The organism is Anaeromassilibacillus senegalensis, from assembly GCF_001261775.1.
In the GTDB taxonomy this organism is placed as follows: Bacteria; Bacillota; Clostridia; order Oscillospirales; family Acutalibacteraceae; genus Anaeromassilibacillus; species Anaeromassilibacillus senegalensis.
Window position 1 is genome coordinate 594515 of sequence record NZ_LN868536.1, and the last position, 26201, is coordinate 620715.

Consider the following 26201-nt stretch of genomic DNA (forward strand, 5'->3'; position numbering starts at 1 on the left):
TAAAATCCCCTTTTAGTCTGATTCCAGATAATTAATTTTGCATCCGGTAAATGAAATATGATCTGTGGAAGCAGTCTTTCCGATTTCCCGCAATGCTGTGTTGAAAAGTTCTTCCGCATTGGCGCTGTTGAAAAATTCTTGTGCCCGGTCGGTGATCACTTGCTGCGCGCCCTGCATCACATTTTGCAGGAACTGGTCGCGCGCCGCGACCGTCAGCTTGTCCTGGTCCAGGATACGATAGGTAAATTCGTATTCCGCATCCACATAGTGAACGGGAATGGTGTCTCCAAAAACATCTTCGTTGCTGACGTATCTGGCGGAACCGGAGAAGCTGGGGTCTTCCGGCATCCCGGAACGGACCTCGTTTAAACGGGTATTGTATTCCCGATAAGAGGCTTGGACAGTGTTGCGAAAAAACGATGCGTTTGGGTCTGTGTCGGGCAGATTTTGCAAAACCATTTCGTATGCATAGTGAATGCCGTTTCTGCCCCAATCCTCATCCTGCATGAACGCGGCGTTGATTTTTCGGTTAAACTCGGAAATGGACATGTTTTCGTAGCCGTCAAGTTTTAAGTTGTGAAGCAGCAGGTTGTACTGTTCCTGTGTGTAGGAAGAATTTTCTTCCCAGTCTGCGGAATCGATCCGGTTCTGCGCCTGTTCCAGGGTATCCGCTGTACTCGCGGTCGGAAGATAGGGAACGACAGGCGGTTTACGCTTCAGGGAAGGCGCGGAGGTGGCGAAGACGCCGATCACGACGACGATCAGCACAGAGGCCGCCGTAATGCTGATGACGGACGTTTTCCGGGACTTCATGATGGCGGTGATCCGTTCCTTCATTGCGTTTTTGCTGAAGCTGCTGGAAAGGGGAGCAAAATGTGAACGGTGCTCTTCCAGATCAACTAAGGTAAGGGCATATGGCGCGCGGGACTGCATACCGTACTGACGGACGACAGACGCGTCACAGGAAAGCTCCAGGTCCCGATTGGCCAGCACATACATCACCCAAACCAGCGGATTAAACCAGTGAATACACAGAGTGGCCGCCAGCAGCCATTTGCTCAGTGCGTCAAAGCGACGGATGTGTGCCATTTCGTGTGCCAATATGTACGAGAGCTGGACCTCGTCGGACCAGTCCAACGATTTAGGCAGAAGGATAACAGGCCAGAGAATCCCATATGTGAGGGGTGTTTCAATCTGATCAGAATACCGCACCTGCACCGGCCGGCGCAGGCGATGCGCTTCCAGCCAGCTTTTGACATAGGGATGCTCCAGCGGCAGGGACGCTCTGTAATCGCGGCGGGAACGCAAGTGGGAGAAGATAAAGAAACCCGCGAACAACACAAACAGAACGAACCAGAGGATTGACAGAGGCGCAATCCCGGCGGAGGCTTCTGCGACGGACACAACATTGTTGCCCTGCAACACGCCGGGGCGGCGAACGATGCTGCCGATGGGCTCCGCCGTGCGGTAAATGCTGGCGGGAGAGGGGACGTCAAACGGAAGCAGCAGGCGGCAGAGTGCGGCGGCCCACAACACCAGAAAGGCATTTTTGGGCAGATGATGGATGGCCAGTGCCCGAAGAATGACGATTGCCACGATAAGAATGCCGCCATAAACGCTCATTTCCAGAAGGGACAGCATGTTCCATCACTCCCATTCCTCAATCAATTTTTTTAAGTTGGAAATTTCATTGGAGGAGAGTTTTTTGCGCCCCAGCAGGGAGGCGACCAGCAGGTCGGCGGAACCGCCGTAGTTGCGCTGGATCAGCTCGTTGGTCTCCTGCTCGCGGACATCCTCCCGGCTGACCAACGCATGGCAGAGGAACCCGGGATCGATCCGCTGCACGGCGTTTTTATCGATACATTTTTTGATGACGGTATACGTAGTCGTTTTGCTCCATCCGACCTGTGCCCCCAAACGGGCGGCCAGCTCTTTTGCGGAGAGATCGCCCGCGTCCCACAGGCATTCCATGACGCGGCGTTCCGAGTCAAATAATTTTACTTCCATATTTATTCCGTCCTTTCTGTTCTATTGCAATAGAATCTATATGCATTCTACTGCGATAGAACACGGATGTCAAGCGGTTTTCATAAAATGGTACAGAATATTTTTGCATCCTACAAAATTTGCTTGCGCTCCCAAAATCCAGCTTCTATAATAGGAGAAAAACGGACGGGCAGGGAGGTATGAAAATGGAGGTATGGGAACTGGTCAGCCGCCAGCGCGCTTTTTTTGAGGAAGGAAGAACCAGGCAGGTTGCGTTCCGCCTGGTGGCACTCAATAAACTATACAATGAAATCGCTGTGCGGGAACGGCAGATTTGCCGCGCACTGCGTGCGGATCTGAATAAATCCGATTTTGAAAGCTATATGACGGAAGTGGGGCTGGTTCTCAGCGAACTTCGTTATGCAATGGCACATTTGGAAAAATGGGCCAAAGTCCAGCCGGTTCCCACGCCGCTGGCGCAGATGCCTGCAAAGAGCTTTCGCTTTGCGGAGCCATACGGCGTGGCGCTGGTAATGGCGCCATGGAACTATCCATTCCTGCTCAGCATGGAGCCGCTGATTGGCGCACTTGCGGCGGGAAATACCGTGGTACTCAAACCCTCCGCCTATGCGCCGCATACGGCGAAGGTGCTGGAAATACTGCTTCGGGCCTGTTTCCCACAGAGCTATGTGGCGGTCGTACAGGGCGGACGGGAAGAGAACGAGGCGCTGTTGGATCAACGGTTTGACAAAATCTTCTTTACCGGCGGCGTAACGGTCGGCCGCTTGGTGATGGAACGCGCGGCAAAGCATCTGACGCCGGTCACACTGGAGCTGGGAGGAAAAAGCCCCTGCATCGTGGACCGGACGGCCAATGTGAAAACGGCGGCAAAGCGCATTGTATTTGGTAAATTTCTCAATGCCGGACAGACCTGCGTCGCGCCGGATTACCTGCTGGTGCACCGCGATGTGAAGAACCAGCTGGTGGCCTATATGAAGCAGTTTATCCGCCTGTTTTACGGATCTGTACCGCTGGAAAACCCGGATTACCCTAAAATCATCAATGAGAAGCACTTTCTTCGTTTGAAGGGGCTTTTGGAGAAGCAGACGATCCTGGCGGGCGGGGAAGACAATGGGGTGGATCGCATCGCGCCCACGCTCTTAGGAGCGGTTTCCCCGGAATCTCCTGTGATGCAAGAGGAAATCTTCGGGCCGATTCTGCCTGTTCTGACCTATACCAACCTGGAGGAAGCGATTCGGTTTGTACAGGGGCGGGAAAAGCCGCTGGCGCTGTACCTGTTTACAACGGACCGCTCCGTCGAGCGCCGGGTTATGCGGGAGGTTTCCTTTGGCGGGGGCTGCGTCAACGATACGGTAGTGCATCTGGCCTCTCCGCACCTGAGCTTCGGCGGCGTGGGGAACAGCGGCATGGGCGCTTATCACGGCAAATACAGTTTTGACGCGTTCAGCCACTATAAAAGCGTTTTAAAGCGTCCGAGCCGTCTGGAGGTTCCGGTGCGGTATTTCCCGGCTGAACCATATAAAAAGAAACTTGTGCGCCTGTTGCTTCGATAAACAATCAGGCGTCTGGGTCAAAATACGTGATCACACAAAAATGCAGGCTTATTCTCCCCGCGAAAGGCGAGGGGAATAAGCCTGCTTTGTTGTAGTTGGAAAAATGTGACAGAGCCTTTTTTCGCGTGCGCCGCAGTTCAGCAATGCCCTCCCATCCGCGCCGCGGTCTGGAAACCAATGTATCGTGAGAGGAATGCATTTAATAAAAACAAAATGAGACCAGAGCGGGTTGTGCGTGTTTTATTTTTATAGGCTCAAAGGCGCTTATTTCATCCGCACAAGATTGAGGAGTACTTCCACCATGGAGTCCATGCTCTGTACGGGGATATACTCAAACCGGCCGTGGAAGTTGTGTCCGCCCGTGGAGAGATTGGGGCAGGGAAGGCCCATGTAAGAGAGGCGTGCGCCGTCTGTGCCGCCGCGGATGGGAACGACCAGCGGGTCCACGCCCGCCTCGCGCATTGCCTGCTCCGCATCCCGAATCAGGAAAATATGCGGCTCAATCTGTTCCTTCATATTGTAATACGAGTCCACCATTTTCAGGACGATTGTATCGGCGCCGTATTTGTCGTTCAGGTAATCGGCAATCTTTTGGAACCGGGCTTTTTTCTGCTCAAATTTTTCACGGTCATGGTCGCGGATGATGTAATGCAGGCTGGTCTGCTCTTCGTGCCCCTGAATGCCTTCCAAATGGCTGAAGCCCTCATAGCCCTCTGTGAACGCCGGATTTTCAAAGACCGGAAGCATGGAGTGAAATTCCATCGCCATCAGGATGGCGTTTTTCATCTTCATTTTGGAATCGCCGGGATGCACGCTGACGCCGTTGACCGTGACCTTTGCGTCCGCGGCGTTGAAATTTTCATACTCGATTTCACCCAGTTTGCCTCCGTCTACTGTATAGGCGTAATCCGCGCCGAATCTCTTGACGTCAAAATGGTCCGCGCCCCGCCCGGTTTCCTCGTCCGGCGTAATGCCGACCTTGATGGTTCCGTGCGGGATGTTCTCCTGGATCAGACGTTCCAGAGCGGTGAATATTTCTGCAATGCCCGCTTTGTCGTCGCCGCCCAGCAGCGTAGTACCGTCTGTGACAATCAGGTCCTGGCCCTTGTAGTCGAGCAGGCTGGGAAATTCTTTGGGCCGCATAACGACGTTCTTTTCCGCGTTCAAAACAATATCGCCGCCGTCATATTGTTCCACAATGCGTGGCCGGACATTTTCTCCGCTTGCGGCGGGAGAGGTATCCATATGGGCAATCAGACCCAGAACAGGGCGATTCGTTTCACAGTTGGCCGGGAGTGTGCCGTAGACATAGCCGTAATCGTCCATATGCGCGTTGGTCAGCCCCAAGGCGCGCAGTTCTTCTGCCAGCGCCTGGCCCAGCAGTCTCTGCCGGTCCGTGGTGGGGCATTTGTCCTCCGGCGCGTTATCGTCGGAGGTGGTGTGGTACGCAACGTATTTCAACAGCCGTTCGTAAGCTCTCATGGTGTCAACTTCCTTTCCTATCAAAGAGATTCTTTCTTCCATCATACGACAAATTGAGGCAAAGTACAATGGAGGATTTATGAAAGCAGAGGGGCCCAGGCGGTTTTTAAAAGCTCCACAGCCGGTTGAATTTCCTCCAGCGGAATGCCTGCAAAGCCGAGCGTGACACTGCCCGCTTCTTTGGCGGGCAGGACGCGGACGCCCTGTTCCTGCGCCGCTTGGCAGAGTGCTTCAGAAGAGGCGCGGCAAGGCAGAGAAACAACCAGGCAGAGTGCAGTTTCCCGCAGAAAGATCGTACATTTTTTCCCAAAGGCCTGTTTAACGGCGCGGATCAAAGTTTCGCTTTTGGCGGCATAGAGCTTGCGCAGGCGGCGGAGGTGCCGTTCCAGCTGGCCGCTTTGTACGTAGCCGCTCAAAGCCAGCTGTTCGATTTTGGACGCCGTCTGGTTGTAATCTTTGGCACGTTCCCGGTAATCCGCAAGAAAAGCGGGCGGGAGGGCTGTATAGCCGATACGGACAGAGGGCAGCAGCAGTTTGGAAAAGGAGCCGAGGTAGATGACGTTTCCGCCGTCTCCGATGCCCTGCATGGCAGGGATTGGACGGGCATTATAGCGAAGTTCACCGTTATAATCATCTTCAAGGATGACGGCGTTATTTGCCTTGGCCCATTCCAGCAGGGCATACCGGCGGCTCATCGGCATGGCGGTGCCGTTTTGGACGCTGTGGGAGGGGCGCACCAGTACGGCCTTCACACCGCTTTGCTCCAGTGTATCCGTGCGAATACCGTCTCCGTCCGCCGGCAGGCGCAGGACTTGAAACCCGCAGTCCGCAAAGACGCGCTCCGCCTGCGGGAATCCGCGCTCGTCAATCGCGACGCGCTTTTCTTTTAACAGGCCGCACAGCAAATATAAGAGCGGCTGCGTCCCCGCGCCCACGACAATCTGTTCCGGTTTGGCTGTTACGCCGCGCACGCCGAAGCTGTAGGCGGAGAGCGCGGCGCGCAGAGCCGGTTCTCCCTGCGGGTCGCCGTAGGAGGCAATAACCTCCTGCCGGTTCAGGACGTCGCGGATATGCCGCCGCCAGATTTTGATGTCTGTGCAGCTGCTGTCCACGGAATCCGTGCCGAATTGATACTGGTACTGCGGGACGGCACTGGGAGCGGAAATCGAAAATGCGGAACTTGCGGTGCGAGGGAGGGAAACCGTTCCAGTGGCAACAAAAAAGCCGCTCTGCGGGCGGGTTTTAACGTAGCCCTCCACACAGAGCTGCTGATATGCCGCCTCCACGGTGGTACGGCTCAGGTGCAAATCTTCGGAGAGCTTGCGGATGGACGGCAGCTTTTCGCCCTTGGGAAAGTGCCCGTTTTCAATCGACTGTCGGATGGAAGCATACAGCTGCTGGTAGAGCGGTGTTCCGGAGTTGGGGTTCAACGTCAGATAATCGTATGTCATGGAGCATCCTCCTTTAAACTGTCTTGATCATATTTTTATAAACTGTGCATTTCTAAATGAACAGTTCAGAGGTATTATAGTACACAATGAAGGGCAAACGCAAGCGGCGGCAGCGGTTGCCAAAACATTCCAGAGGGGGATTTGCTTTATGAATTTTAATGGAAACAAACGCGGAACCACGGTCAACTTGGCGCTGACCGGTCTGATGGCGGCGCTGGTGCTGGTGGCAACGATGTTTTTCAAGGTGCAGATTCCGGTCGGACCGGATAAAACCATGATCGGCTTTGCCAATGTGTTCTGCATCCTGGCGGGTTTGCTGCTCGGCCCGGTTTACGGCGGCTTGGCGGCGGGAATCGGCTCCTGTATTTTTGACCTGATCGGCGGCTGGGCGGATAGTGCGCCCACCACGCTGTTGTTTAAATTTATGATGGCATTTGTGTGCGGCCTGATTGCCTGGGGTGGGGATAAAACCGCGCAGAAGGTTTCCCGCGTGATCACCGGCGCCGTCAGCGGTTCGCTGGTATATTGTGTATTGTACCTCGGTTACTCTGCGCTTAAGCTGATTTTACTGGGTTCCGCACCGGAGGCGGCGTTGATCGCTATGACGACAAAGCTCGGTGCGACGCTGACCAATGCAATTATAGCCGATGTGATTGCGGTGCCGTTCTTCTTCGCGATTCGGAAGGCGCTGGACCGCGCACACCTTCCCGTTGGCGGCAGATTGCGCCACAGCTAAAAAGAAAGAGGAAAACGCGCTCCACGGTTCGCCGTGGGGCGCGTTTTTGCGTAAAAGAAGAAGAAATCCAGAAAATCCCTTGTGAAACATTGCGCCGGGATGCTATAATGACCTCACGCCGTTAGCGGAAGCAGAGCTTCCGACGGCTGAGAGACATAGTATCGTTTTGGTAGAGGCTGCGCCTCTTTGTGTGATAATAACCGCACGGCGTTAGCAAAATCAGAGATTTTGACGCCTGCGCAAACATTGTACCGTTGTACTGGAGATTTCGCCTTTTTATGGTATAATAAATTTTATGGTTTTAGAAAGCTTATGCGGGCATTGCCCCGGGATAGGAGCATTTATAAGATGAAGGACACGGAAAAAAAGCCGAAAAAGGTTCGTAGTGATATTGTAAGGGACAGCATCAACACGTTTGGCACAAACGCGATTGGCTCCCTGCTCTCTATCATCTCGGCCTTTTTTGTTTTGGGCGTTCTGGACCCCGGCGTAAAGGGGCAATATAATCAGGTGCAGTTGGTTGGCAACGGATTATTTACGCTGTTTGGCTTCAGCATCAATGCCGCCATGATTTATTTTGTTTCCCGTTTTAAGATTAAAAATACGGTTTCAGCCATACGCAAGCTGACCATTGCGATGTCCGTACTGATTTTGGTGGCAGGCACAGCGGCTGTCGTGTTTATGAAGGAAATCTTTTTTCCCGGCAGTACGGCGTTTTATTGCTGGGCGGCAGTCATTTACGGATTGTTTTCTTTCCTGCTGAACGTCTGCCTGGCAATTCTGCGCGGGGAAAATAAGTTTAAATCGTTTAATACGATCAATCTGCTGCAAAAGGTTTTGTTGACGGCGTTTATGTTTTCCATGTTGGTATTCCCCAGTGCGTGGCTGCTCGTCACATCGATGATTGGTATTCAGATTCTGATGATCGCATTCGCTATCTACAGCATTATCCGTTGGAACGGCAAAGAGCTAGCCCCCGCGCCGGAGGACGACCTGCCGGTGCAGACCAGTGCGATGTTCCGATACAGCTTAAAATCCCATGTGTCCAATGTGATGACGTATATCAATTCCTATTTGGGTTCCTATATTGTCAACGCGGTGTATTCGCTTTCCACGTTTGGTATCTACAACGCCGCCGTCACCATGATGCAGCAGGTATGGCTGCTGCCGGATGCGGTCAGTCAGGTCATCATGAGCCGCATTGCGGCAATGCGTGAAAAAGAGGACAAGGTCCGCCTGACGCTGATGTCCTGTAAAGTGGTCACCTATATTACCATTGTGTGCGCGGTGCTGTTGGTCGTTGTCGCGCAGATTTTTGTGCCAATTGTGTTCCCAAAATACGTGGACGCCATCGCGCCGCTGCGGTATTTAATCATCGGTTCTATTTTTATCTGCTATGCAAAGGTGTTGGCAAACTCCATCGCTGCATATGGAAAACCGGAACTGAATATCCTGCCGACGATTGTCGGCATCATTGTCAACCTGGCGCTGGTGCTCTATTTGATTCCCCTGATGGGCGTCAACGGCATTGCGCTGGCTACTTCGGCCTCCCTGACGGTGCAGGGGCTGACCTCCATGATCATCTTCTGTGTATTTACCAGGACGCCGTTTTACCGGCTGCTGATTCCCAATGGAGAGGAAATCCGCACGGTTGCACAGATCTTCAAAAAATAACCAATGCTGAAGGAGATAGAAAAGATGAAAAAAATCCTTTCCCTGCTGTTGGCGCTGCTTGTGGCGCTGTCCTGTACGGCGGTTGCATTTGCCGAGGACGAAGAGGTGTCGGACGAGCTCAAGGCGCTGGGAGAAAAGATATTGAACAACCAAAAGATGGCGATGGAATGGGCCATTGAGGGCTTTACCTGCCAGTCGGAAAAGGTGGAGGCGGAGCTTCTGCCGGACGGCACGGTGAACATCACGGAGTACTGGACGTTTTCCTGTAAGAATTATCAGAAGATGACGCAGTTTGACCGAACAATTAAAAAGTCGGACGACTATGAGGTTTCCAATATCAGCGTCAAGATGGGCAGCCAGACATTGGAACGTAAATACGACATCGACGATGTGGTGCGCAAAGAACGCGAGTATATGATGGAGGAGTCAGATTCTGGTTATGATCTGTCCGTTTATTTTGAAAACTGGAATGCTACTACAACGATTAAGGTTCTTTACACGGTAAAAGGCGCTGTGCAGTTCCACAACGACATTATGGAGTTCAATTGGGAAATGATTGGCGACGACATTCCCTATGACGCGAAGCTTTTTACCGGTTACGTGATCCTGCCGTACGGTGCGGAGCGCAAGGAGGTCAAGGCCTGGACGCACGACCAGGAAAATGCAGAGATCATCATTGAGAGTGGAGAACTGGTGAGCATGCGGATTGAAGAGGTCCCGGAGCACCATCCGATTGCCCTGCGCGTGACAGCCCCGCTTTATTTGTTTCCCACTGCGGCGGCAGAATACAAAACGGGCCAGGATGCATATCGCGAAATCCTGACGGAAGAAAACGATCCCGACAAAGATCCGGCCAACGCGGCGCGGGAAGCGAAAAAGGATCGGGTCATCCAGACCGCGGTTCCGGCTGTGCTGCTGGTTGGCGCGGCTCTGATTATCTTCTTTTCCCATCGTAAGAAGAAACATGCGTAAGGAGGGGCCGCATTGCGAGCGGGAGAAATAAAACAAAAAGGCGTACTGAAAACAGCATGCCGCGCGGCGCTTCCCTGTACCGTCCCCGTGATGGTAGGATACCTGTTTTTGGGGGCGGCATTCGGCATCTTGCTGGAAAGCAAAGGGTATGGGTTCGGCTGGGCTGCTCTGATGAGTTTTCTGGTCTACGCCGGGTCCATGCAGTTCGTGGCGGTCAGCCTGCTGGTTCCCGGCGTCCAACTGATACAGGTCGCTTTTATGACGCTGATGGTCAACATACGCCATATCTTTTACGGGATTTCCATGCTGGAAAAATTTCAGGATATGGGGCGCAAAAAGCCGTACATGATTTTTTCCCTGACGGACGAGACGTTTTCTCTGCTGTGTTCCGCACAACCGCCGGAAGGCGTGGACCGAAACTGGTTTCTGTTTTTTATCTCTTTATTCAATCAGGCGTACTGGGTGATCGGTTCCGTTGCCGGCGGATTGCTGGGCGCGACGTTTTCCTTTAACACGCAGGGGATCGACTTTGCGATGACCGCTCTGTTCGTTGTCATTTTTGTCAATCAATGGCGTGAGGCAAAAAGCCATATTCCCGCGCTCGCGGGATTGGCGTGTTCTGTTGTGTGCCTGCTCTTCTTTGGGCCATCTAATTTTATATTGCCGTCGATGATTGGAATGACGGTGTTTTTAATTGGCTTTCGTAAGAAGTTGGACTGCAAAGAAGAGGAGGAACCGATTTGCTGAGCGCACAGGAAACTTTCCTGGTGATTGTTGTAATTGCGGTCGTCACTTTTTTAACAAGGTTGCTGCCGTTTGCACTTTTCCCCGGAAAATCGGAGAAGCCCGCATGGGTTCTGTACCTGGGACGGGTTTTGCCATATGCAATTGTCGCAATGCTGGTTGTATACTGCCTCAAAGGTGTGTCGGTGCAGGCGTGGCCGTTCGGATTGCCGGAGCTGATTGCAGTGGCCGCAGTAGTGGCATTGCATGTCTGGAAGAAAAATACGCTGTTGAGCATTGGCGCCGGCACGGTTCTTTATATGGTTCTGATTCAGTTTGTTTTCTAACGCCAGTGAAGTCCGGAAAGAAAATAACAGAATCCCTGAAATTTATAGAAAATTTGAGATAAAACTGATAATTCTGCGGTTTGAATTGATGTTTTAAGTCGTCTGTGATAAAATAAGGCAAATATACCCGTGTGTCTGCTAAAAAGAGCAGGCGGAGATTCCAGCTGAGGGATATGGGACAAAGAAAGGTGAGGGCTATGGAACGACAGGATCATGAAAAACTATATATCCGCATGTTGGGAGAATTCTCGATTCACCGGGGAGACAGCGAGATTGTCAAAAAGGGAAACCGTTCTAAGAAAATATGGCTGTTGATCGGTATTTTACTGACGGAGCGCGGTAAATATCTTTCGCAGAATCAATTGATTGAGCTTTTGTGGCGCAATGGCGACGAGTGCATTGACCCGGCAAATTCATTAAAGAATCTGGTGTACCGCGCGAGAATGCTGCTGGAGGATTTGAACGGCGATGAGGACACGGAGTATATCCGGTATGCGCAAGGTGCGTATGCTTGGAATACAGATATCCCCTGCGAGCTGGATACGGACACGATGGTGCTTCTGTCGAATAACAGTCGTGATGATTCCGAAACATTAGAAAGCCGCATCGCGCGCTATGCGCAGGCTATTTCCCTCTACCGTGGAGAATTTCTTCCCAATCTGGCGGAGGAAGAGTGGATCTTTTCAAAGCGCGGCTATTATGAAAGTCTTTATGTCAATTGTGTTCTGCGGTTGTGCCGTCTGTATAACGAGACGGAGCAGTACAATCTGATTATTCCGGTCTGTGAGCAGGCGATTCAACATTGCCCGTTTCAGGAGGATATTCACCGCGTTTTGCTGAAAGCCTATGTCAGCACGGATCAAAACGCAAAAGCGTTGGTGCATTACGAGAGTATGGCGGAATCGTTTAACCGGGAACTGGGCGTTGGGCTCTCCAATTCCATCCGTATGGTGTACGAGGAGATTTTAAAAGGAATCCATAGTGTGGAAACGGATTTGTTTGAAATCAAACGAGAGCTGTTAAAATCGGATGGCGACGGGAATCGGGCGTTCTTTTGTGAATTCCCTGTATTCCGGGAGATTTGCCGTGTCCAAATGCGCATGCAGGAACGCAGCGGTCAGGAAGAAATTCTGGTTTTGCTCACTGTGGTTGACAAAAACGAGGAGTGCCCGCCGCTGGAAAAGTTAAAGAATGTGATGGAAATTCTAAAAGATTGTATTCTGGATACCTTGCGCAGAAACGACATTGTCGCAAGATTCAGTCCATCCCAATTTATTCTGGGATTGGCGGTTACCAGCAAAGATAACGCACAGGTCATTTCGGAGCGTATTCATTCCGTTTTTGAAAGCAGGTACCGCAGGAAAGAAATTCACCTGACGGAACAGGTGGTCAGTTTGCGTCAGGACTGATCCGTCATAAGATACAGAGTGGAGGCGTGTAGATGAGAAAGATGCGTAAGATAATGTTTGCCGCTGCACTCTGTGTTTTTTTGCTTTCCACAGGTTTTTTAGCGTATGAGCTGCTGATTCTTCCCAACCAGAACCGCGGTGCCATTGAATCGGTGCAAGAGATGTACTATCACGCGGAAACGTCTTCTGGTGTGCCAGACAAAGCCATCCTGCCGGTTGCGGAGGAGCAGAAGGAAAATGGATACGCCGCGCTGAAAGAGAAGAACAACGATGTGATTGGGTGGATCAAAATCCCCAACACCGTGGTGGACTATCCGGTGATGCAGTCCAGCCTGCAAAGCCCGGAGTATTATCTGCGGCGCGGATATGATCAAAAGTATTCCAAATACGGCTGCATTTTTCTGGATGCGCGCTGTACGCCGCCGGAAGAAACGTCCAACCTTACTTTATATGGGCACAATATGACGGACGGGCAGATGTTTGCATCGATTCTAAAGTATACCGACCTGGATTTTTACAAGAGCGCTCCGGTAATAGATTTCGATATAGAGGGCAAAGCGGGGAAGTGGAAAGTTTTTTCTGTTTTCAGGATTAATACATTGCCAGAGCAGGGGACGCTTTTCCTTTATACACAGCCGGCGTTTGAAGAGGAAGGCGCGTATGCGGAGTTTCTGGAACAGGCAAAAAGCCGCTCTCTGTTAAGCCTTCCGGTGGATGTGAATACGGACGACCAGATATTGACGCTTTCCACCTGTTCCTATGAGTTTGAGGAATTCCGCACCGTGGTAATGGCGCGGCGTGTACGCGATGGGGAGGAGCCGACGGTGGCGTTGGACCGTGCGGCGTATAACCCGCATCCGGTGTATCCGGACTGCTGGATACAAAAGTATGGAACCTGAAATCAGCGTAAAATAAAAAGAGCTTGTATCACAACATAAGTTTTACATAAAATTTTGGCAGGATAAGAGTGATCCCCCCGCCACAGGCGGGGGGAACATCAATTCAACCGATTTTTATGCATTCTGTCAATTGTGATACAGGCTTTTTTTCACAGCGCAGGGTTTATTCGGCCGGGAGGACCGCGCCCTCGTAGGTGTCGTTGATATACTGGCGCACCTTATCGCTCTTCCGGGCTGCGAGCAGTGCTTTGGGGTCCTCAAGTATGGACCCTAAAAACAGCAAAAAAAAAAAAGAGTTTTTACCAAAAAAAAATTTTTAAAAAAATTTTGGGAAGAAAAAGGGTTATCCCCCCGCCACAGGCGGGGGGATCATCAATTCAACCGATTTTTATGCATTCTGTCAATTGTGATACAGGCTTTTTTACACAGCGCAGGTTTTATTCGGCCGGAAGGACCGCGCCTTCGTAGGTGTCGTTGATATACTGGCGCACCTTATCGCTCTTCAGGGCTGCGAGCAGTGCTTTGAGGTCCTCGCGGTTTTCATCCCCTTTGCGGATGGCAACGACGTTTGCATAGGTGGCTGCAGCGACGGAATCGCTGGCTTCCACAGCCAGCGCGTCGCTGACCTTCAAGCCGCCGTCGATCGCGTAGTTGCCGTTGATAACGGCGACGTCGACGTCGGGAAGCGCACGGACCAGCTGTGCCGCTTCAATTTCCTTAAATTTGAGGTTCTTCGGATTCTCTGCAATATCCTTCGGTGTCGCGGCCAGGCCGGCGTCGTCCTTAACCTTGATCAGCCCCTGGTCCTGCAGGAGCAACAGCGCACGGGCCTCGTTGGTCGTGTCGTTCGGGACGGCGATGGTCGCGCCGTCTGCGAGATCCGCCAGGGAAGCGGTTTTGCCTGCGTATACGCCGAACGGCTCATAATGGATGGCCCCGATGGAAACCAGATCGGTCTGATTCTCTACGTTAAAGTCGTCCAGGTAGGGCTTATGTTGGAAGTAGTTGGCGTCCAGATTACCGTCCTGCAGCGCCAGATTGGGCTGTACATAATCGGAGAATTCCATAATTTTCAGTTCATAGCCCTGGTCCTTCAGAACTTCACCGGCAATTTTTAAAATTTCCGCGTGCGGCGCAGGGGAGGCGCCAACGGTAATCACTTTGGTTTCTCCGCCCGCGGCAGCGCCGCCGGAAGCGGTATTGCCCTCCTGCTGGCATCCTGCCAATAAGGAAACAGAGAGAATGGCTGTCAATAAAAATGCGATAATTTTTTTCATGAAGATCATCCTTTCGTTGGTCCAAAACAGACCATTTATGAAAACGAAACTTATTTGCGCCGGTCGGAATGCTTGGCGATGTTCATAATAATGCCCTGCAGAATTTGCACGACTACAATAATGAGCACGACAGTGACGAACATCACTTCGTCCTCGTAGCGGTAGTAGCCAAAGCGAATGGCGATGTCACCCAGTCCGCCCGCGCCGACGATGCCCGCCATAGCCGTATAGCCGAGAATGGTGACAGAGGCGATCGCGCAGTTGACGATCAGGGAAGGCCGGGCCTCCGGCAGCATGACCTTCCAGATGATCTGAAGAGTGGACGCGCCCATCGACTGGGAGGCTTCAATGACACCGACGTCCACTTCCTGAATGGAGCTTTCCACCAGGCGGGCCACGAACGGTGCGGCGGAGAGTGTCAGCGGCACGATTGCCGCAGTGGAGCCGAGCGTGGTGCCGACGACCCAGCGGGTGAATGGGATAATTGCCATCAGTAAGATGATAAAGGGAATGGAACGTGTAAGGTTTACAATGACGTCCAATACCTTGTATAGCACCGGATGCGGGCGGATCCCGCCCTTTGCAAATGCGACCAGAGCGATGCCGAGCGGCAGTCCGATCACGTAGGCGAACAGTGTGGACACCAGGGTCATATACAGGGTTTCACCAATGCCCTGCAGCAGCATCCAAAGCATGGCTTCATCCCACATTTCCGCTCACCTCCTCCACCGTTAAGCCGCGGCTGTCCAGATAGGACATCATTTTATCCGCAAGCATCTGGTTTTCCGGCAGTTGGAGCACCATTTGCCCAAACGCCTTGCCTTCTATATTTTTGGTGTCTGCAAACATAATGTTCACAGGCGACTGGAATGCCAGTACCATGTTGGCAATGACCGGCTCGAATGAGGAGGTACCGTCGAACACGATGCGCACCGAACGCCTGCCGGTAAAATGATCCGTCGTATGCTTCCCTTCCGGGAAGACCAGGCGCTGTGCCGCCTCTGTCTTCGGATGAGAAAAAATCTCTGCCACGCTACCGGATTCGGCAATCCGGCTGTCGCTGATGATTGCCACACGGTTGCAGATCTCTTCTATTACGCTCATTTCATGCGTAATAATGACAATGGTGATGCCCAGACGTTTGTTAATATCTTTCAGCAGCGCCAGAATCGAAGAGGTGGTGTTTGGGTCCAGTGCGGAGGTTGCCTCGTCGCAGAGCAGCACCTTCGGATTAGTGGCGAGCGCCCGCGCAATGGCGATGCGCTGCTTCTGTCCGCCGGACAGCTGGGACGGGTAGGCATTTGCTTTATCGGTCAGGCCAACCAGGTCCAGCAGTTCTTTTGCGCGCTTTTTTGCTGTGTCTTTGTCCACGCCGGAGATTTCCAGGGGGAAGCGAATATTTCCCTCTGCGGTCCGCTGCATCAGCAGATTAAACTGCTGGAAAATCATGCCGATGGAGTGGCGCGCTTGCCGTAGCTGAGCATCGCTCAGATTGGCAAGGTCCAAACCGTCCAGGAGGACGGAACCTTCTGTGGGCTTTTCCAGCATGTTCATACAGCGCACCAGCGTGCTCTTGCCGGCGCCGCTCATGCCGATGATGCCGAAAATATCTCCCTTTTCGATCTGGAGATCAATATTCCGCAGAGCGTGCACTTCCGCATTTTTGGTTTGAAAGGTTTTGCTGAGAGACCGTATTTGGATCATAGGTTTTCCAACCACGTCTGCGCCCTCCTCTTTCCTTACATATATAGTCGATAGAATGGACGTTCCTGCCGCAAAATAAATCTAATTAATTTACTGGGAATTATAGCTTTCTTTTGCGGGCTTGTCAAGAATTCTTTTTTAAGCGTTCTTTTCCCGCATGCGCGCCACAAGCGCCTTGATCGGGATCCCTTTTTCTGTAAACATCCGCTCGTGCTCCGTGGGGGCATCCTGTGCGAAGAAGCCCGGTGCGGCGTGCAGGTCGTCTGTCCGGCGGACCAGGGCAAAACCGCCCGCCTCCAGATACTCCAGCGTGTCTGCAAATAACGCGTCGTCGTCCGTTTTAAACCAAAGCTCCCCGTCCGGCTGCAAAAACTGCCGGTAGCTGTTCAGCTGGCGCGGGTGCGTCAGGCGGCGCTTGTGGTGTTTGGCGCGCGGCCATGGGTTGCAGAAATTGATGCAGACGCGCTGTACATTGTCCTCCGGTTTGATGATGTTGCAGATTTGCTCGACATTGTAGGCGGTCAGTGCGGCGTTATCAACAGGGCGTCCGACTTCCTCGTAAGCGGCTTCAATGATTCGCTTGGCGGGGGCGAGCACGACGTCCTTGAGATCGACGCCGATGTAATTGATTGCCGGGTTTTGCGGGGCAAGCCCCGCGATGTACCACCCCTTGCCGCATCCCAGCTCCAAATGGATGGGCTGTTTGTGAGCGAACCAGTCCTGCCATTTGCCCGCGACCGGTTCGGCGCGGCGCACAAAAAACGGGCATGCGTTCAGTTCCGGTGTGGCCCAGGGTTTATTGCGCATCCGCATGCTGTGTTCCTCCCGCTTCCCAGTTTTTGCAGACGTCCACCCATTTCAGACTGTGGGAGCAGCGTTCCAGTTCTTCACAGGACAGTTCAATGGCGGAATTTGCGGTGCCGCAGGCGGGAAATACCGTGGCAAAACGGTGCAGGGATTCGTCGCAGTAGACCTTTGCCATGTCCGGGTTGCCGAACGGGCACACGCCGCCCACCGGGTAGCCGGTCAACGGAAGTACCTCGTCCGCGGACAGCATTTTTGCTTTCATATGAAATTCCGCTTTGAATTTGCTGTTATCTATTTTCGCATCACCGGCGGCAACGACCAGAACGCAGCCTTCGTCCGCCTTCAAAGAAATGGTTTTGGCGATGCGGGCGGGCTCCACACCCACGGCCTGTGCCGCCAGTTCCACGGTGGCGCTGGAAACATCGAATTCCTGTACACGGTCCGCAACGCCGAACGGCCGCAGGTATTCCTTAACTGCTTCAATCGACATGTTTCTTCCTCCCAAACCGGCTGAAAAAGCCGGTGTTTTACTGAATATGACTGAAATTAAATTTAAGTATACCATACGAAAGGAGAATGAAAAATACTTGCAGAATATTTTGTGTATTGCGACAAAAAGTTTTTTCCCAATTTGCGCTTTCTGGTTGAGATTTTGTGAAATAGACCAGCCGACAAAATACGACCGGAGGGTTAAAAATTCGGACAAAAAAATGCGCGTTTAATTTGCGATGGGGTAACAAGTTGTGCTATACTAGGAAAGCAATTGAGGCAGCCGGTTTTATCACAATGGAGGCATACATGGATAAAAGTAAAAAAATCGCGTCCGGCCTGATGGTTGTTCTGCTTTTGATCATTGCAACGCTGGTGTTTTTATGGAAACAAACGGGTGCGCTGCAGGAGGAACCGTTTACCAGTACGTCGTTTGCAATGGGAACCTACGTGCAGCAGACGGTGTACGGAGAAAACGGCGAGCAGGCCGCACAAGAGGGCGACCGTGCGGTACAGGAGCTGGAGAACAAGATTTCCTGGCGTGTGGAAAGCGCCGACGTCGCCCGCTTAAACGCTGCCGCCGGCACGGACTGGATCGACATTGCGCCGGAAACGGCGTCAATTTTGCAGGATGCCCTGGATGTGGCGGAACGCTCCAACGGCGCGTTTGACCCCACCATCCTGCCGATCAGCTCCCTCTGGGATTTTGGCGGAGAAAACCAGCATTTCCCCGGCGACGCGGAGCTGCAGCGGTTCCTGCCGTTTGTGGATTACCGCAATGTCCGCGTGGATGCGGAACAATCGAAAGCGTCGATCAAAATACGCGGTGCGGCGGTTGACCTCGGCGCCATTGGCAAGGGCGCCGCCTGCGACCAGATGGTGCGGGCCTATCAGGAAGCAAGTGCAAAAGCCGGCGTGGCGGCGGTGGGCGGCAGCATCGGCCTGTACGGGACAAAGCCCGGCGGCGGCGCCTGGCGGCTTGCCATACGGGACCCGGACAGCGGGAACGATAAGGCGGTTGAAATGGGTACGCTGGATTTGAAAGAAGGTTTTATTTCTACCTCCGGGTCGTATGAAAAAACCTTTGAAGAGGATGGGCGCACCTATCATCATTTGCTGGATCCGAAAACCGGGTATCCGGCGGATAACGGCCTGGTTTCCGTAACTGTGGTGTATCAAAATGGCGCGATGAGCGACGCGCTCTCCACAGCGGCGTTTGTCCTGGGGCTGGAGCAGGGCAGGGCGCTGTTGGAGGAATACGGGGCGGGCGGCGTGTTCATCGACCGGGATCACCGCGTGACCGTTACAGAAAATCTGAAGGATGCGTTCCAGATTGTGTCGGACGCATATGCGTTGGCGGAATGAGCGGACGCAGGGAAACAGTGCGTACCTTCCAGAAGCAGGATTTGCTTTTAATCGTCTTTGCCGTTCTGCTGGCCGCGGCGGCATTTTCGTGGTTCCAGCTGCAGCCGTCGCGGGGACTGGTTGCGGTTGTGGAGCAGGAAGGGAATGTACTGTACCGGATTGATTTGGACCAACAGGCGCAAACGGAAATCCTCGATCTGGGCGGTCCATACCATGTGACGCTCGCGGTGGAGCCGGGGGCTGTCGCGTTTCAACATTCCGGCTGTCCGGATCAGACCTGTGTGCGTGTCGGGAAGCTGACCCGCGCGGGCCAGGCGGCGGTTTGCCTGCCTGCGCGGATTTCTGTCCGCCTGGAAGCGGCAGATGGGGAACAGGCCTTTGACGCGTATACCGGCGCGGTGCAATGGGGGAAGGGACCATGAAAAAGGACAGGCTGAATCTTTCCCACAGCACCCGTTTTGTGGCGTTTAACGGGCTGCTGGCGGCGCTGGCGCTGGCGCTCTCCGCGCTGGAAGGCATGCTGCCGCCGATTCCCATGCTGCCTCCCGGGGCAAAGCTTGGGATTTCCAATTTGGCGACCATGTACGCGGCCGGCGCGGTGGGGCTGGGACCCGCGCTGTGCATCGCGGTGCTCAAAGGCCTGTTTGCGGGGATGACCCGCGGAGTGACTGCCATGCTGATGAGCCTTTCCGGCGGCGTGCTCAGCACGCTGGTGATGTGGCTCCTGTTACATAAAAAAGGAAAGCCCTTTGGCATGGTGGGGCTGGGCGTCGCGGGGGCGCTTTCCCACAACGCGGCGCAGCTCTGTATAGCGGCGCTGCTGACAACGCCCGCTGTTGCGTGGTATATTCCCTGGCTGATCGTTTTTGGTGTTGTCTCCGGCATTCTCACGGGTCTGGTGCTCCGTGCGGTTATGCCGTTTTTGGACAGATTGGGTCCCGGCAGTGAGGGCGCCGGTTTTTAACGGGCGCTTGCCGTTTGATAAAGGAACTCTGAAAAAATGGAGGGAAAATAATGGAGTTAACGTTTCCGGAAAAGCCATTTCATTCGCACGGCGGCGCGCATGTGCCGCACAGAAAGAACACGGCGCAGATGGAATCCGCCGTCATGCCGCCTCCCGCACAGGTGATGATCCCAATGCAGCAGCATTTGGGCGCGCCATGTGTACCGACCGTCAAGGTGGGCGACCTTGTGCAGGTGGGACAGAAGATCGCGGACAGCACCGCGTTTGTCAGTGCGCCCATTCATGCCAGTGTTTCCGGCAAGGTGAGCGCCGTGAAGCAGGTCATGCTTTCGGGCGGGCAGTACGTGGATGCGCTGGTGATCGATTCCGACGGGGAGATGACGGTTTCACCAGAAGTTAAGCCGCCGGAGGTCAATACGAAAGAAGACTTTATCCAGGCGGTCCGGGAATCCGGTCTGGTTGGTCTGGGCGGCGCGGGCTTTCCGGCGCACGTCAAGCTGAACGTGCCAGAGGATAAGAATATTGACACGCTGATCATCAATGCCGCAGAGTGCGAACCTTACATAACGGCTGATCATCGGGAAGCCATTGAAAATTCCTGGGCGGTGCTTTCCGGCGTCTATGCGGTGAAGGAGATGCTGGGCATCGACCGCATGATCATTGCGGTGGAGAACAACAAACCCGACGTCATCGAAACGCTGAACAAGATTGCCTACGATGACAAGCGGGATCCGGAAAACCATGTGCGGGTTCTTCCCCTGCAGGCCAGCTACCCGCAGGGCGCGGAAAAGGTGCTGATCAAGTCCTGTACGGACCGCGAAGTGCCCATGGGCAAGCTGCCGGCGGACGTCGGCTGTGTGGTCATGAACATTACGTCTGTCGCGTTTTTGGCGGATTACCTGAAGACCGGCATGCCGCTGGTCAAAAAGCGCGTGACAATCGACGGTTCCGCGGTGCAGTATCCCAAGAATGTCATTGTGCCGATCGGCACGCCGATCGAAGAAGTGATTCGCTTCTGCGGCGGCTATAAAGTCCCCCCCAAGAAGATCCTGATGGGCGGTCCGATGATGGGCATCGCCATCACGGACGACAGCCTGCCCATTATTAAGCAAAACAACGGCATCATCTGTCTGGATGAAAAAGAGGCGCGCAGCCTTGAGCCAACCGCCTGTATTCGGTGCGGACGCTGTGTCAGTGGATGCCCGATGAGGCTGGTGCCGACCATGCTGGAAAAGTACGCGGAAAAGAAGATGGTGGAGGAGCTGCAGGAATACAGCATCATGGACTGCATGGAGTGCGGCACCTGCGCGTATAACTGCCCGGCGGGCCGTCCGCTGGTACAGGCCATCCGTCTCGGCAAGGCATTGATCCGAAACGCAGGAGGGAAGAAGTAATGGATACGAAGTTGATTGTATCATCGTCTCCGCATTTGAAAAGTGGGGCGACCACACAGAAAATCATGCTGGATGTGATCATTGCCCTGGTTCCGGCGGCGATCGCCTCCTGCTTCATCTTTGGATTGCAGGCGCTGCTGCTTATTTTAACCTGTGTGGTATCCTGTGTGCTGTGCGAGTTTCTTTCCCGTAAAGTAATGAAGCGCGACAATACCATTCTCGACCTGAGCGCCGTCGTAACGGGCCTGCTGCTGGCATTCAATCTGCCGGTGACGATCAGCCCGGTGATCGCCGTATTCGGCAGCGTGGTTGCGATTGTGGTGGTCAAGCAGATGTTCGGCGGCATTGGCCAAAACTTTGTCAATCCGGCGCTGACAGCGCGCATCGTGCTGATGGCATCCTTCCCGGCAAAGATGAGCAATTGGGTGGTGCCCTTCTGGTACCGCAGCGCCCATCCGGACGCGGTCACGACGGCTTCTCCGCTCGGTTTACTCAAGCAGGGCGCGGCGGATCAGATTCCCAGCCATCTCGATATGCTGCTGGGTGCCCGTGCGGGCTGCCTGGGTGAAACCTGTGCGGTTGCCCTGATTTTGGGCGGCATCTATCTGGTGGCGCGCAAGGTGATCAGCCCGGTCATCCCGCTGTGTTACCTCGGCACGGTTTCCGTGTTCTCTCTGCTTGCGGGACGCGATGTCATTCTGGACCTGCTGTCCGGCGGCCTGCTGCTCGGCGCGATTTTTATGGCGACCGATTACACGACCTCTCCCATTCATTTTAAGGGACGGATCGTGTTTGCTGTTGGCTGCGGCATTCTGACCATGCTGATCCGTATGTTTGGTTCACTGCCGGAAGGCGTGTCTTTCTCCATTATTATTATGAACATTCTGGTACCGCTGATTGAGCGGGTGACGCGCCCGCGGCCCTTCGGTGTGAAAAAAGAAAAGAAGGAGGGCGCGCAGGGATGAAACTGAATCCAAAAGAAATTATCCGCCCTGCTGTAATGCTGACTGTGATCTGTCTGGTGGTAACCGCGCTTCTGGCGGGAACCAACCTGCTGACCAAGGATCAGATTGAGCGGCAGAAACAGGAGGCGGCCAGAACCTCCCGCGAGCTGGTGCTGCCCGGTGTGACGGAATTTGAAGAGGCGAAAACAACCGGTGCGGAGGGCGAAGAAGTCAGCTACTACATCGGGAAAAACGGCGGAGAAATCGCCGGCTATGTCTTTACGACGACCGCCAGCTCCTACGGCGGGCAGATCCAGGTCATGACCGGTATCCAGGCGGACGGTGCGGTCACCGGCGTGGAGCTCCTGAGCATCAACGACACGCCCGGCCTCGGTATGAACGCGCAGAAAGAGGACTTTCGTGCGCAGTACCATCAGGCAATCCCGGAATCCGGCCAGTTCTCCGTGATTAAATCCGGCGATCAGCAGGACGGCGAAATCATGGCGATGACCGGCGCAACGATTACCAGCCAGGGCGTGACGGATGCGGTAAACAGCGCCATAGCGCTGTATCAGACAGTGAAAGGCGGTGCATGAGGATGGAAAAAAGATCGCTTTTAAAAGAATTTACCAAGGGTATCATTAAAGAAAACCCGGTGCTTCGCCTTGTGCTTGGCTGCTGTGCAACGCTGGCGGTCAGTACTTCTGCGAGCAACGCCATCGGCATGGGCCTTGCCACCACCTTTGTGTTGGTTTGCTCCAACGCGGTGATTTCCCTGCTCCGCAAGGTCATCCCGGATAAGGTCCGGATCCCGGCCTTCATCACGGTGATCGCGGGCTTTGTCTCCGTGGTACAGATGCTGATCAAAGCGTATTCTCCCGAACTTGATACGGCGCTGGGCATCTTCCTGCCGCTGATTGTGGTAAACTGTATTATTCTCGGCCGCGCAGAGATGTTTGCAAGCAAGAATAAAATCCTGCCCTCCATCGTGGATGGGCTTGGCATGGGTGTTGGCTTTACGGCGACGCTGCTGGTCATGGGCATGATCCGCGAGTTCTTCGGCGCGGGCACGCTGTTTGGATTCCCCATCACAGCGGGTATCATCGATCCGATTATCGTATTTATTCTGCCTCCCGGCGGCTTCTTTGTCTTTGGAATTCTGATTGCCGTTGCGAATAAAATGGCGGGCGAGGGCGGACGGAAAGCCGAGCTGGGCTGCCAGGGCTGTCCGCTTGCGGCAAGCTGCTCGAAAATCAAGGAAAAGGAGGCTGCTGAAAAATGATCAAAAGCCTTGTTGCCATCTTTTTGGCGGCCATTCTGACGGAAAACTATGTATTAAATAAGTTCCTTGGCATCTGCCCGTTCCTTGGCGTTTCCAAAAAGCTGAACACGGCGACCGGTATGAGCGTGGCGGTTACCTTTGTCATGGTCATCGCGACGGCGGTCACCTGGCCGATCTATACCTACGTTCTGATTCCAAATAGTCTGGAATATCTGCAAACCATCGTGTTTATCCTGATCATCGCGGCACTGGTACAGCTGATCGAGATCGCCCTGCGCAAATTTATGCCGCCGCTTTACAATGCGTTGGGGATTTACCTGCCGCTGATTACCACAAACTGCGCTGTTTTGGGCGTGACCATGCTGGTGATTGAAAAAGGCGCGGCGGATCCGACCTTCGGCTATTTACAGTCGCTGGTCAATGCGTTTGGTTCCGGTATCGGCTTCCTGGTGGCGATGGTGTTGTTTGCCGGCGTGCGCGAGCGCCTGGAAACAAACGATATTCCGGAATTCCTCAAAGGCCTGCCGATTACCCTGATTGCGGCCTCCCTTGTGGCGGTGTCCTTCCTTGGGTTCCAGGGCCTTGTCGACGGCCTTCTGGGTTAATGGGAGGGAAAGAACATGAATGAAATTTTATTTCCCGTGCTGATTGTGGCGGGGATCGGTCTGATTGCGGGCCTTGGCCTGGCCATTGCCTCGATTGTGATGGCGGTACCAAAGGACGAAAAAGCGGAAGCAATCGCGGAGATGCTGCCGGGCGCCAACTGCGGTGCCTGCGGTTATTCGGGCTGTTCCGGTTATGCGAAGGCGCTGGCGCATGGAGAAGCGCCGGTGGGCCTGTGCGCGCCGGGCGGCGCAGCGGTATCCAAAGCGGTATCCGGATATCTCGGCCTTGCGGATGCTGGCGTAGAAGCGAAGGTTGCGGTGGTTAACTGCCTGGGAAGTTATGACAACACGACCGATAAAATGGAATACGAAGGCATACAGAGTTGTTCAGCTGCGGCGCAGCTGGCGGGCGGTATCTCCAGCTGCCGCTATGGCTGCATGGGGCTGGGCGATTGCTTGCGCGCCTGCCAGTACGGCGCAATCGATATTTGCAACGGCATGGCGCATATTGAGCCGTCCCGCTGCAAGGGCTGTTCCATGTGTGTAAAGGCATGCCCAAAGGGCTTGATTACGCTGGTCCCTGCAAAGAAGCAGGCGGTGGTGCTCTGTGGTAACTGTGACCGTGGCGCGATGACCAACAAAATTTGTAAGGTTGGCTGCATCGGCTGCATGAAATGCCAGAAGACCTGCGAGGTGGGAGCGATCAAGGTGGATCACTTTAATGCGACAGTGGACCCGGAAAAGTGCATTGGCTGCGGCAAATGTGCGGAAGCATGCCCGCGCCATTGCATTACCATGATGGAAGTTTGACAGCCTTTTTGTATGGCCCCGGTATCAATAGCGGAGTTTGTGCATGTTTTTTTAAGAAACCAGTTGCTTTTTGGTGGAGTTTATTGTATAATAATCTGCAGTTCCTTCGCCGGTGTGATGGAATTGGCAGACGTAGTGGACTCAAAATCCACCGGTAGCGATACCGTGCCGGTTCGAGTCCGGCCACCGGCACCAGCGGCAAATCGCCGCAGACAAGAAGCGCATCCCATTTTGTGGGATGCGCTTTGTTTTATGCCCGTATTCAATCGGGATTTGTCCTGTAAAAGCCAAGATCAAACAGACGCGTCACTACGCTTGTTTGATCTTGGCTTTTTATTGTGTGATTCACTGCGAAATAGACGTACCCCGAGCTTGTCCTCCCACAACCTCTGGTAGGCCCTTTCAAAACGGCAAATCAGTCCGTGTTTTGCGATAAAAGCGTTCTATACTTTTTCTTTAATTCTTGCATTCTTGTTGTAAAAACAACATACAAACGGATTCCCATAGAGTACAATTCATTCAGAAGAACAGGGCGGGGCGGTAGGTAAGGAGAAAAGCCCCAGAAGAGAACTGAAATTCGGGAGGACAGAAGAATGAAACGCAGAATGATTAATATTAACAAAGAAAAATGCAATGGCTGTGGTCTTTGCGCGGCAGCATGCCACGAAGGCGCGATCGGTATGGTAGACGGCAAAGCGGAGCTGTTGCGGGAGGATTACTGTGATGGTTTGGGCGATTGCCTGCCCGTTTGTCCCACAGGTGCAATCACGTTTGAAGAACGCGAAGCGCCTGCGTATGATCACGCGGCAGTACAGGCGGCCAAGGAAAAAAGTGTTTCCAAGCCATTGCCCTGTGGCTGCCCCGGCACCCGGAGCAAACGAATAGCCCGACAGACCGAATCTGTTCCGGGGCCGATGGAATCCGGCAGCATGCTTTCTCAATGGCCGGTACAAATAAAACTGGTTCCGGTCAATGCGCCTTATTTTTACGGGGCGGACTTGTTAATCGCAGCTGACTGTACCGCTTACGCCTACGCGGGATTCCATCAAAAGTTTATTCGGGGCCGGGTAACGCTGATTGGCTGCCCTAAGCTGGATGAGGGAGACTATGCGGAAAAGTTGACGGATATCATCATGCAAAATCCTATACGCAGCGTCACGGTTGTGCGAATGGAAGTTCCCTGCTGTGGAGGAATTGAAAATGCGGTTAAAAAGGCGCTTCAAGCAAGTGGGAAGTTCCTGCCGTGGCATGTCGTGGTGGTTTCGACCGACGGACGGATTCTTTCGGAATAAACAGAATGGAGGATT

Annotated in this window: 27 protein-coding genes and 1 tRNA gene; 19 read left to right on the forward strand and 9 right to left on the reverse strand. The window is 53.6% G+C overall.

All coding sequences use genetic code 11. The annotated features are described in order from the left end of the window. Positions 1-12: 12 nt before the first annotated feature. A complete protein-coding gene (locus BN2106_RS04965; RefSeq protein WP_050697454.1) occupies positions 13-1641 on the reverse strand; it encodes a M56 family metallopeptidase in 1629 nt (542 codons plus the stop codon). Positions 1642-1647: 6 nt separating this feature from the next. After that, positions 1648-2007, reverse strand: a complete 360-nt coding sequence (locus BN2106_RS04970) for a BlaI/MecI/CopY family transcriptional regulator (RefSeq protein ID WP_050697455.1) — start codon at positions 2005-2007, stop codon at positions 1648-1650. A 185-nt stretch (positions 2008-2192) separates the two neighbouring features. Here BN2106_RS04970 and BN2106_RS04975 point away from each other — a divergent pair, with 185 nt between their 5' ends. Beyond that, positions 2193-3560 carry an aldehyde dehydrogenase gene (locus tag BN2106_RS04975; protein WP_050697456.1) on the forward strand — a complete coding sequence of 456 codons (1368 nt, stop codon included), beginning with the start codon at positions 2193-2195 and terminating at the stop codon, positions 3558-3560. Between the two features lie 264 nt (positions 3561-3824). Here BN2106_RS04975 and pepT read toward each other — a convergent pair whose 3' ends face one another. Next, the gene (gene pepT / locus BN2106_RS04980; RefSeq protein ID WP_050697457.1) at positions 3825-5042 is read right to left on the reverse strand and encodes a peptidase T; all 1218 of its coding nucleotides are present in this window, start codon (positions 5040-5042) and stop codon (positions 3825-3827) included. Positions 5043-5119: 77 nt separating this feature from the next. Further along, entirely contained in the window at positions 5120-6493 is a 1374-nt protein-coding gene (gene pdxR / locus BN2106_RS04985) for a MocR-like pyridoxine biosynthesis transcription factor PdxR (protein ID WP_050697458.1), read from the reverse strand. Positions 6494-6641: 148 nt separating this feature from the next. On the opposite strand from pdxR, the gene BN2106_RS04990 reads away from it, so the two are divergent. The 7 genes from BN2106_RS04990 (at position 6642) to srtB (ending at position 13253) form a co-directional block, all read left to right on the forward strand. Continuing rightward, positions 6642-7229: an ECF transporter S component gene (locus tag BN2106_RS04990; protein WP_050697459.1), complete on the forward strand. Its 588-nt coding sequence runs from the start codon at positions 6642-6644 to the stop codon at positions 7227-7229. 348 nt (positions 7230-7577) lie between these two features. Continuing rightward, the gene (locus tag BN2106_RS04995; RefSeq protein ID WP_050697460.1) at positions 7578-8903 is read left to right on the forward strand and encodes a lipopolysaccharide biosynthesis protein; all 1326 of its coding nucleotides are present in this window, start codon (positions 7578-7580) and stop codon (positions 8901-8903) included. A 24-nt stretch (positions 8904-8927) separates the two neighbouring features. After that, positions 8928-9875: a DUF2207 domain-containing protein gene (locus BN2106_RS05000; RefSeq protein WP_050697461.1), complete on the forward strand. Its 948-nt coding sequence runs from the start codon at positions 8928-8930 to the stop codon at positions 9873-9875. A 12-nt stretch (positions 9876-9887) separates the two neighbouring features. Then, positions 9888-10622, forward strand: coding sequence for an AzlC family ABC transporter permease (locus BN2106_RS05005; RefSeq protein ID WP_407921737.1), 735 nt, complete (start codon positions 9888-9890; stop codon positions 10620-10622). Next, a complete protein-coding gene (locus BN2106_RS05010) occupies positions 10616-10945 on the forward strand; it encodes a branched-chain amino acid transporter permease (RefSeq protein WP_050697462.1) in 330 nt (109 codons plus the stop codon). The genes BN2106_RS05005 and BN2106_RS05010 overlap by 7 nt, the downstream gene beginning before the upstream one ends. A gap of 197 nt (positions 10946-11142) precedes the next feature. Beyond that, positions 11143-12354, forward strand: coding sequence for an AfsR/SARP family transcriptional regulator (locus BN2106_RS05015; RefSeq protein ID WP_050697463.1), 1212 nt, complete (start codon positions 11143-11145; stop codon positions 12352-12354). 32 nt (positions 12355-12386) lie between these two features. Further along, on the forward strand, positions 12387-13253 hold the full coding sequence (srtB, locus tag BN2106_RS05020; RefSeq protein ID WP_050697464.1) for a class B sortase: 867 nt from the start codon (positions 12387-12389) through the stop codon (positions 13251-13253). Positions 13254-13690: 437 nt separating this feature from the next. Here the strand turns inward: srtB and BN2106_RS05025 are convergent, their stop codons facing one another. The 5 genes from BN2106_RS05025 to BN2106_RS05045 form a co-directional block, all read right to left on the reverse strand. Beyond that, complete coding sequence (locus BN2106_RS05025; protein ID WP_050697465.1) at positions 13691-14530, reverse strand: MetQ/NlpA family ABC transporter substrate-binding protein; 840 nt, start codon at positions 14528-14530, stop codon at positions 13691-13693. A gap of 50 nt (positions 14531-14580) precedes the next feature. Next, positions 14581-15240 (reverse strand): methionine ABC transporter permease, encoded by a 660-nt coding sequence (locus BN2106_RS05030; RefSeq protein WP_050697466.1) that lies wholly within the window; start codon positions 15238-15240, stop codon positions 14581-14583. Continuing rightward, positions 15230-16249, reverse strand: coding sequence for a methionine ABC transporter ATP-binding protein (locus BN2106_RS05035; protein ID WP_207641696.1), 1020 nt, complete (start codon positions 16247-16249; stop codon positions 15230-15232). The genes BN2106_RS05030 and BN2106_RS05035 overlap by 11 nt, the downstream gene beginning before the upstream one ends. A 123-nt stretch (positions 16250-16372) precedes the next feature. Further along, positions 16373-17047 (reverse strand): tRNA (guanosine(46)-N7)-methyltransferase TrmB, encoded by a 675-nt coding sequence (gene trmB / locus BN2106_RS05040; protein ID WP_050697468.1) that lies wholly within the window; start codon positions 17045-17047, stop codon positions 16373-16375. Continuing rightward, positions 17031-17531, reverse strand: coding sequence for a YbaK/EbsC family protein (locus tag BN2106_RS05045; RefSeq protein WP_050697469.1), 501 nt, complete (start codon positions 17529-17531; stop codon positions 17031-17033). The genes trmB and BN2106_RS05045 overlap by 17 nt, the downstream gene beginning before the upstream one ends. Before the next feature lie 308 nt (positions 17532-17839). Here BN2106_RS05045 and BN2106_RS05055 point away from each other — a divergent pair, with 308 nt between their 5' ends. From BN2106_RS05055 to BN2106_RS05105, 11 genes are all read left to right on the forward strand, one after another. Beyond that, positions 17840-18895, forward strand: a complete 1056-nt coding sequence (locus tag BN2106_RS05055) for an FAD:protein FMN transferase (protein ID WP_050697471.1) — start codon at positions 17840-17842, stop codon at positions 18893-18895. Beyond that, complete coding sequence (locus BN2106_RS05060; protein ID WP_050697472.1) at positions 18892-19317, forward strand: NusG domain II-containing protein; 426 nt, start codon at positions 18892-18894, stop codon at positions 19315-19317. Before BN2106_RS05055 ends, BN2106_RS05060 begins: the two co-directional genes overlap by 4 nt. After that, positions 19314-19859, forward strand: a complete 546-nt coding sequence (locus BN2106_RS05065; RefSeq protein ID WP_050697473.1) for a Gx transporter family protein — start codon at positions 19314-19316, stop codon at positions 19857-19859. Before BN2106_RS05060 ends, BN2106_RS05065 begins: the two co-directional genes overlap by 4 nt. Before the next feature lie 50 nt (positions 19860-19909). Further along, the gene (gene rsxC, locus BN2106_RS05070) at positions 19910-21253 is read left to right on the forward strand and encodes an electron transport complex subunit RsxC (protein WP_050697474.1); all 1344 of its coding nucleotides are present in this window, start codon (positions 19910-19912) and stop codon (positions 21251-21253) included. Beyond that, positions 21253-22218: an RnfABCDGE type electron transport complex subunit D gene (locus BN2106_RS05075; protein ID WP_050697475.1), complete on the forward strand. Its 966-nt coding sequence runs from the start codon at positions 21253-21255 to the stop codon at positions 22216-22218. Before rsxC ends, BN2106_RS05075 begins: the two co-directional genes overlap by 1 nt. Further along, a complete protein-coding gene (locus BN2106_RS05080) occupies positions 22215-22793 on the forward strand; it encodes an RnfABCDGE type electron transport complex subunit G (protein WP_050697476.1) in 579 nt (192 codons plus the stop codon). The genes BN2106_RS05075 and BN2106_RS05080 overlap by 4 nt, the downstream gene beginning before the upstream one ends. A gap of 2 nt (positions 22794-22795) precedes the next feature. Then, entirely contained in the window at positions 22796-23479 is a 684-nt protein-coding gene (rsxE, locus tag BN2106_RS05085; protein WP_050697477.1) for an electron transport complex subunit RsxE, read from the forward strand. Beyond that, positions 23476-24084, forward strand: a complete 609-nt coding sequence (locus tag BN2106_RS05090; protein WP_207641697.1) for an electron transport complex protein RnfA — start codon at positions 23476-23478, stop codon at positions 24082-24084. Before rsxE ends, BN2106_RS05090 begins: the two co-directional genes overlap by 4 nt. A 15-nt stretch (positions 24085-24099) precedes the next feature. Then, positions 24100-24894, forward strand: a complete 795-nt coding sequence (locus BN2106_RS05095) for an RnfABCDGE type electron transport complex subunit B (protein ID WP_050697478.1) — start codon at positions 24100-24102, stop codon at positions 24892-24894. Positions 24895-25002: 108 nt separating this feature from the next. Further along, positions 25003-25089, forward strand: a tRNA-Leu gene (locus BN2106_RS05100). Between the two features lie 398 nt (positions 25090-25487). Continuing rightward, on the forward strand, positions 25488-26186 hold the full coding sequence (locus tag BN2106_RS05105) for an ATP-binding protein (protein ID WP_050697479.1): 699 nt from the start codon (positions 25488-25490) through the stop codon (positions 26184-26186). Positions 26187-26201: the final 15 nt, after the last annotated feature.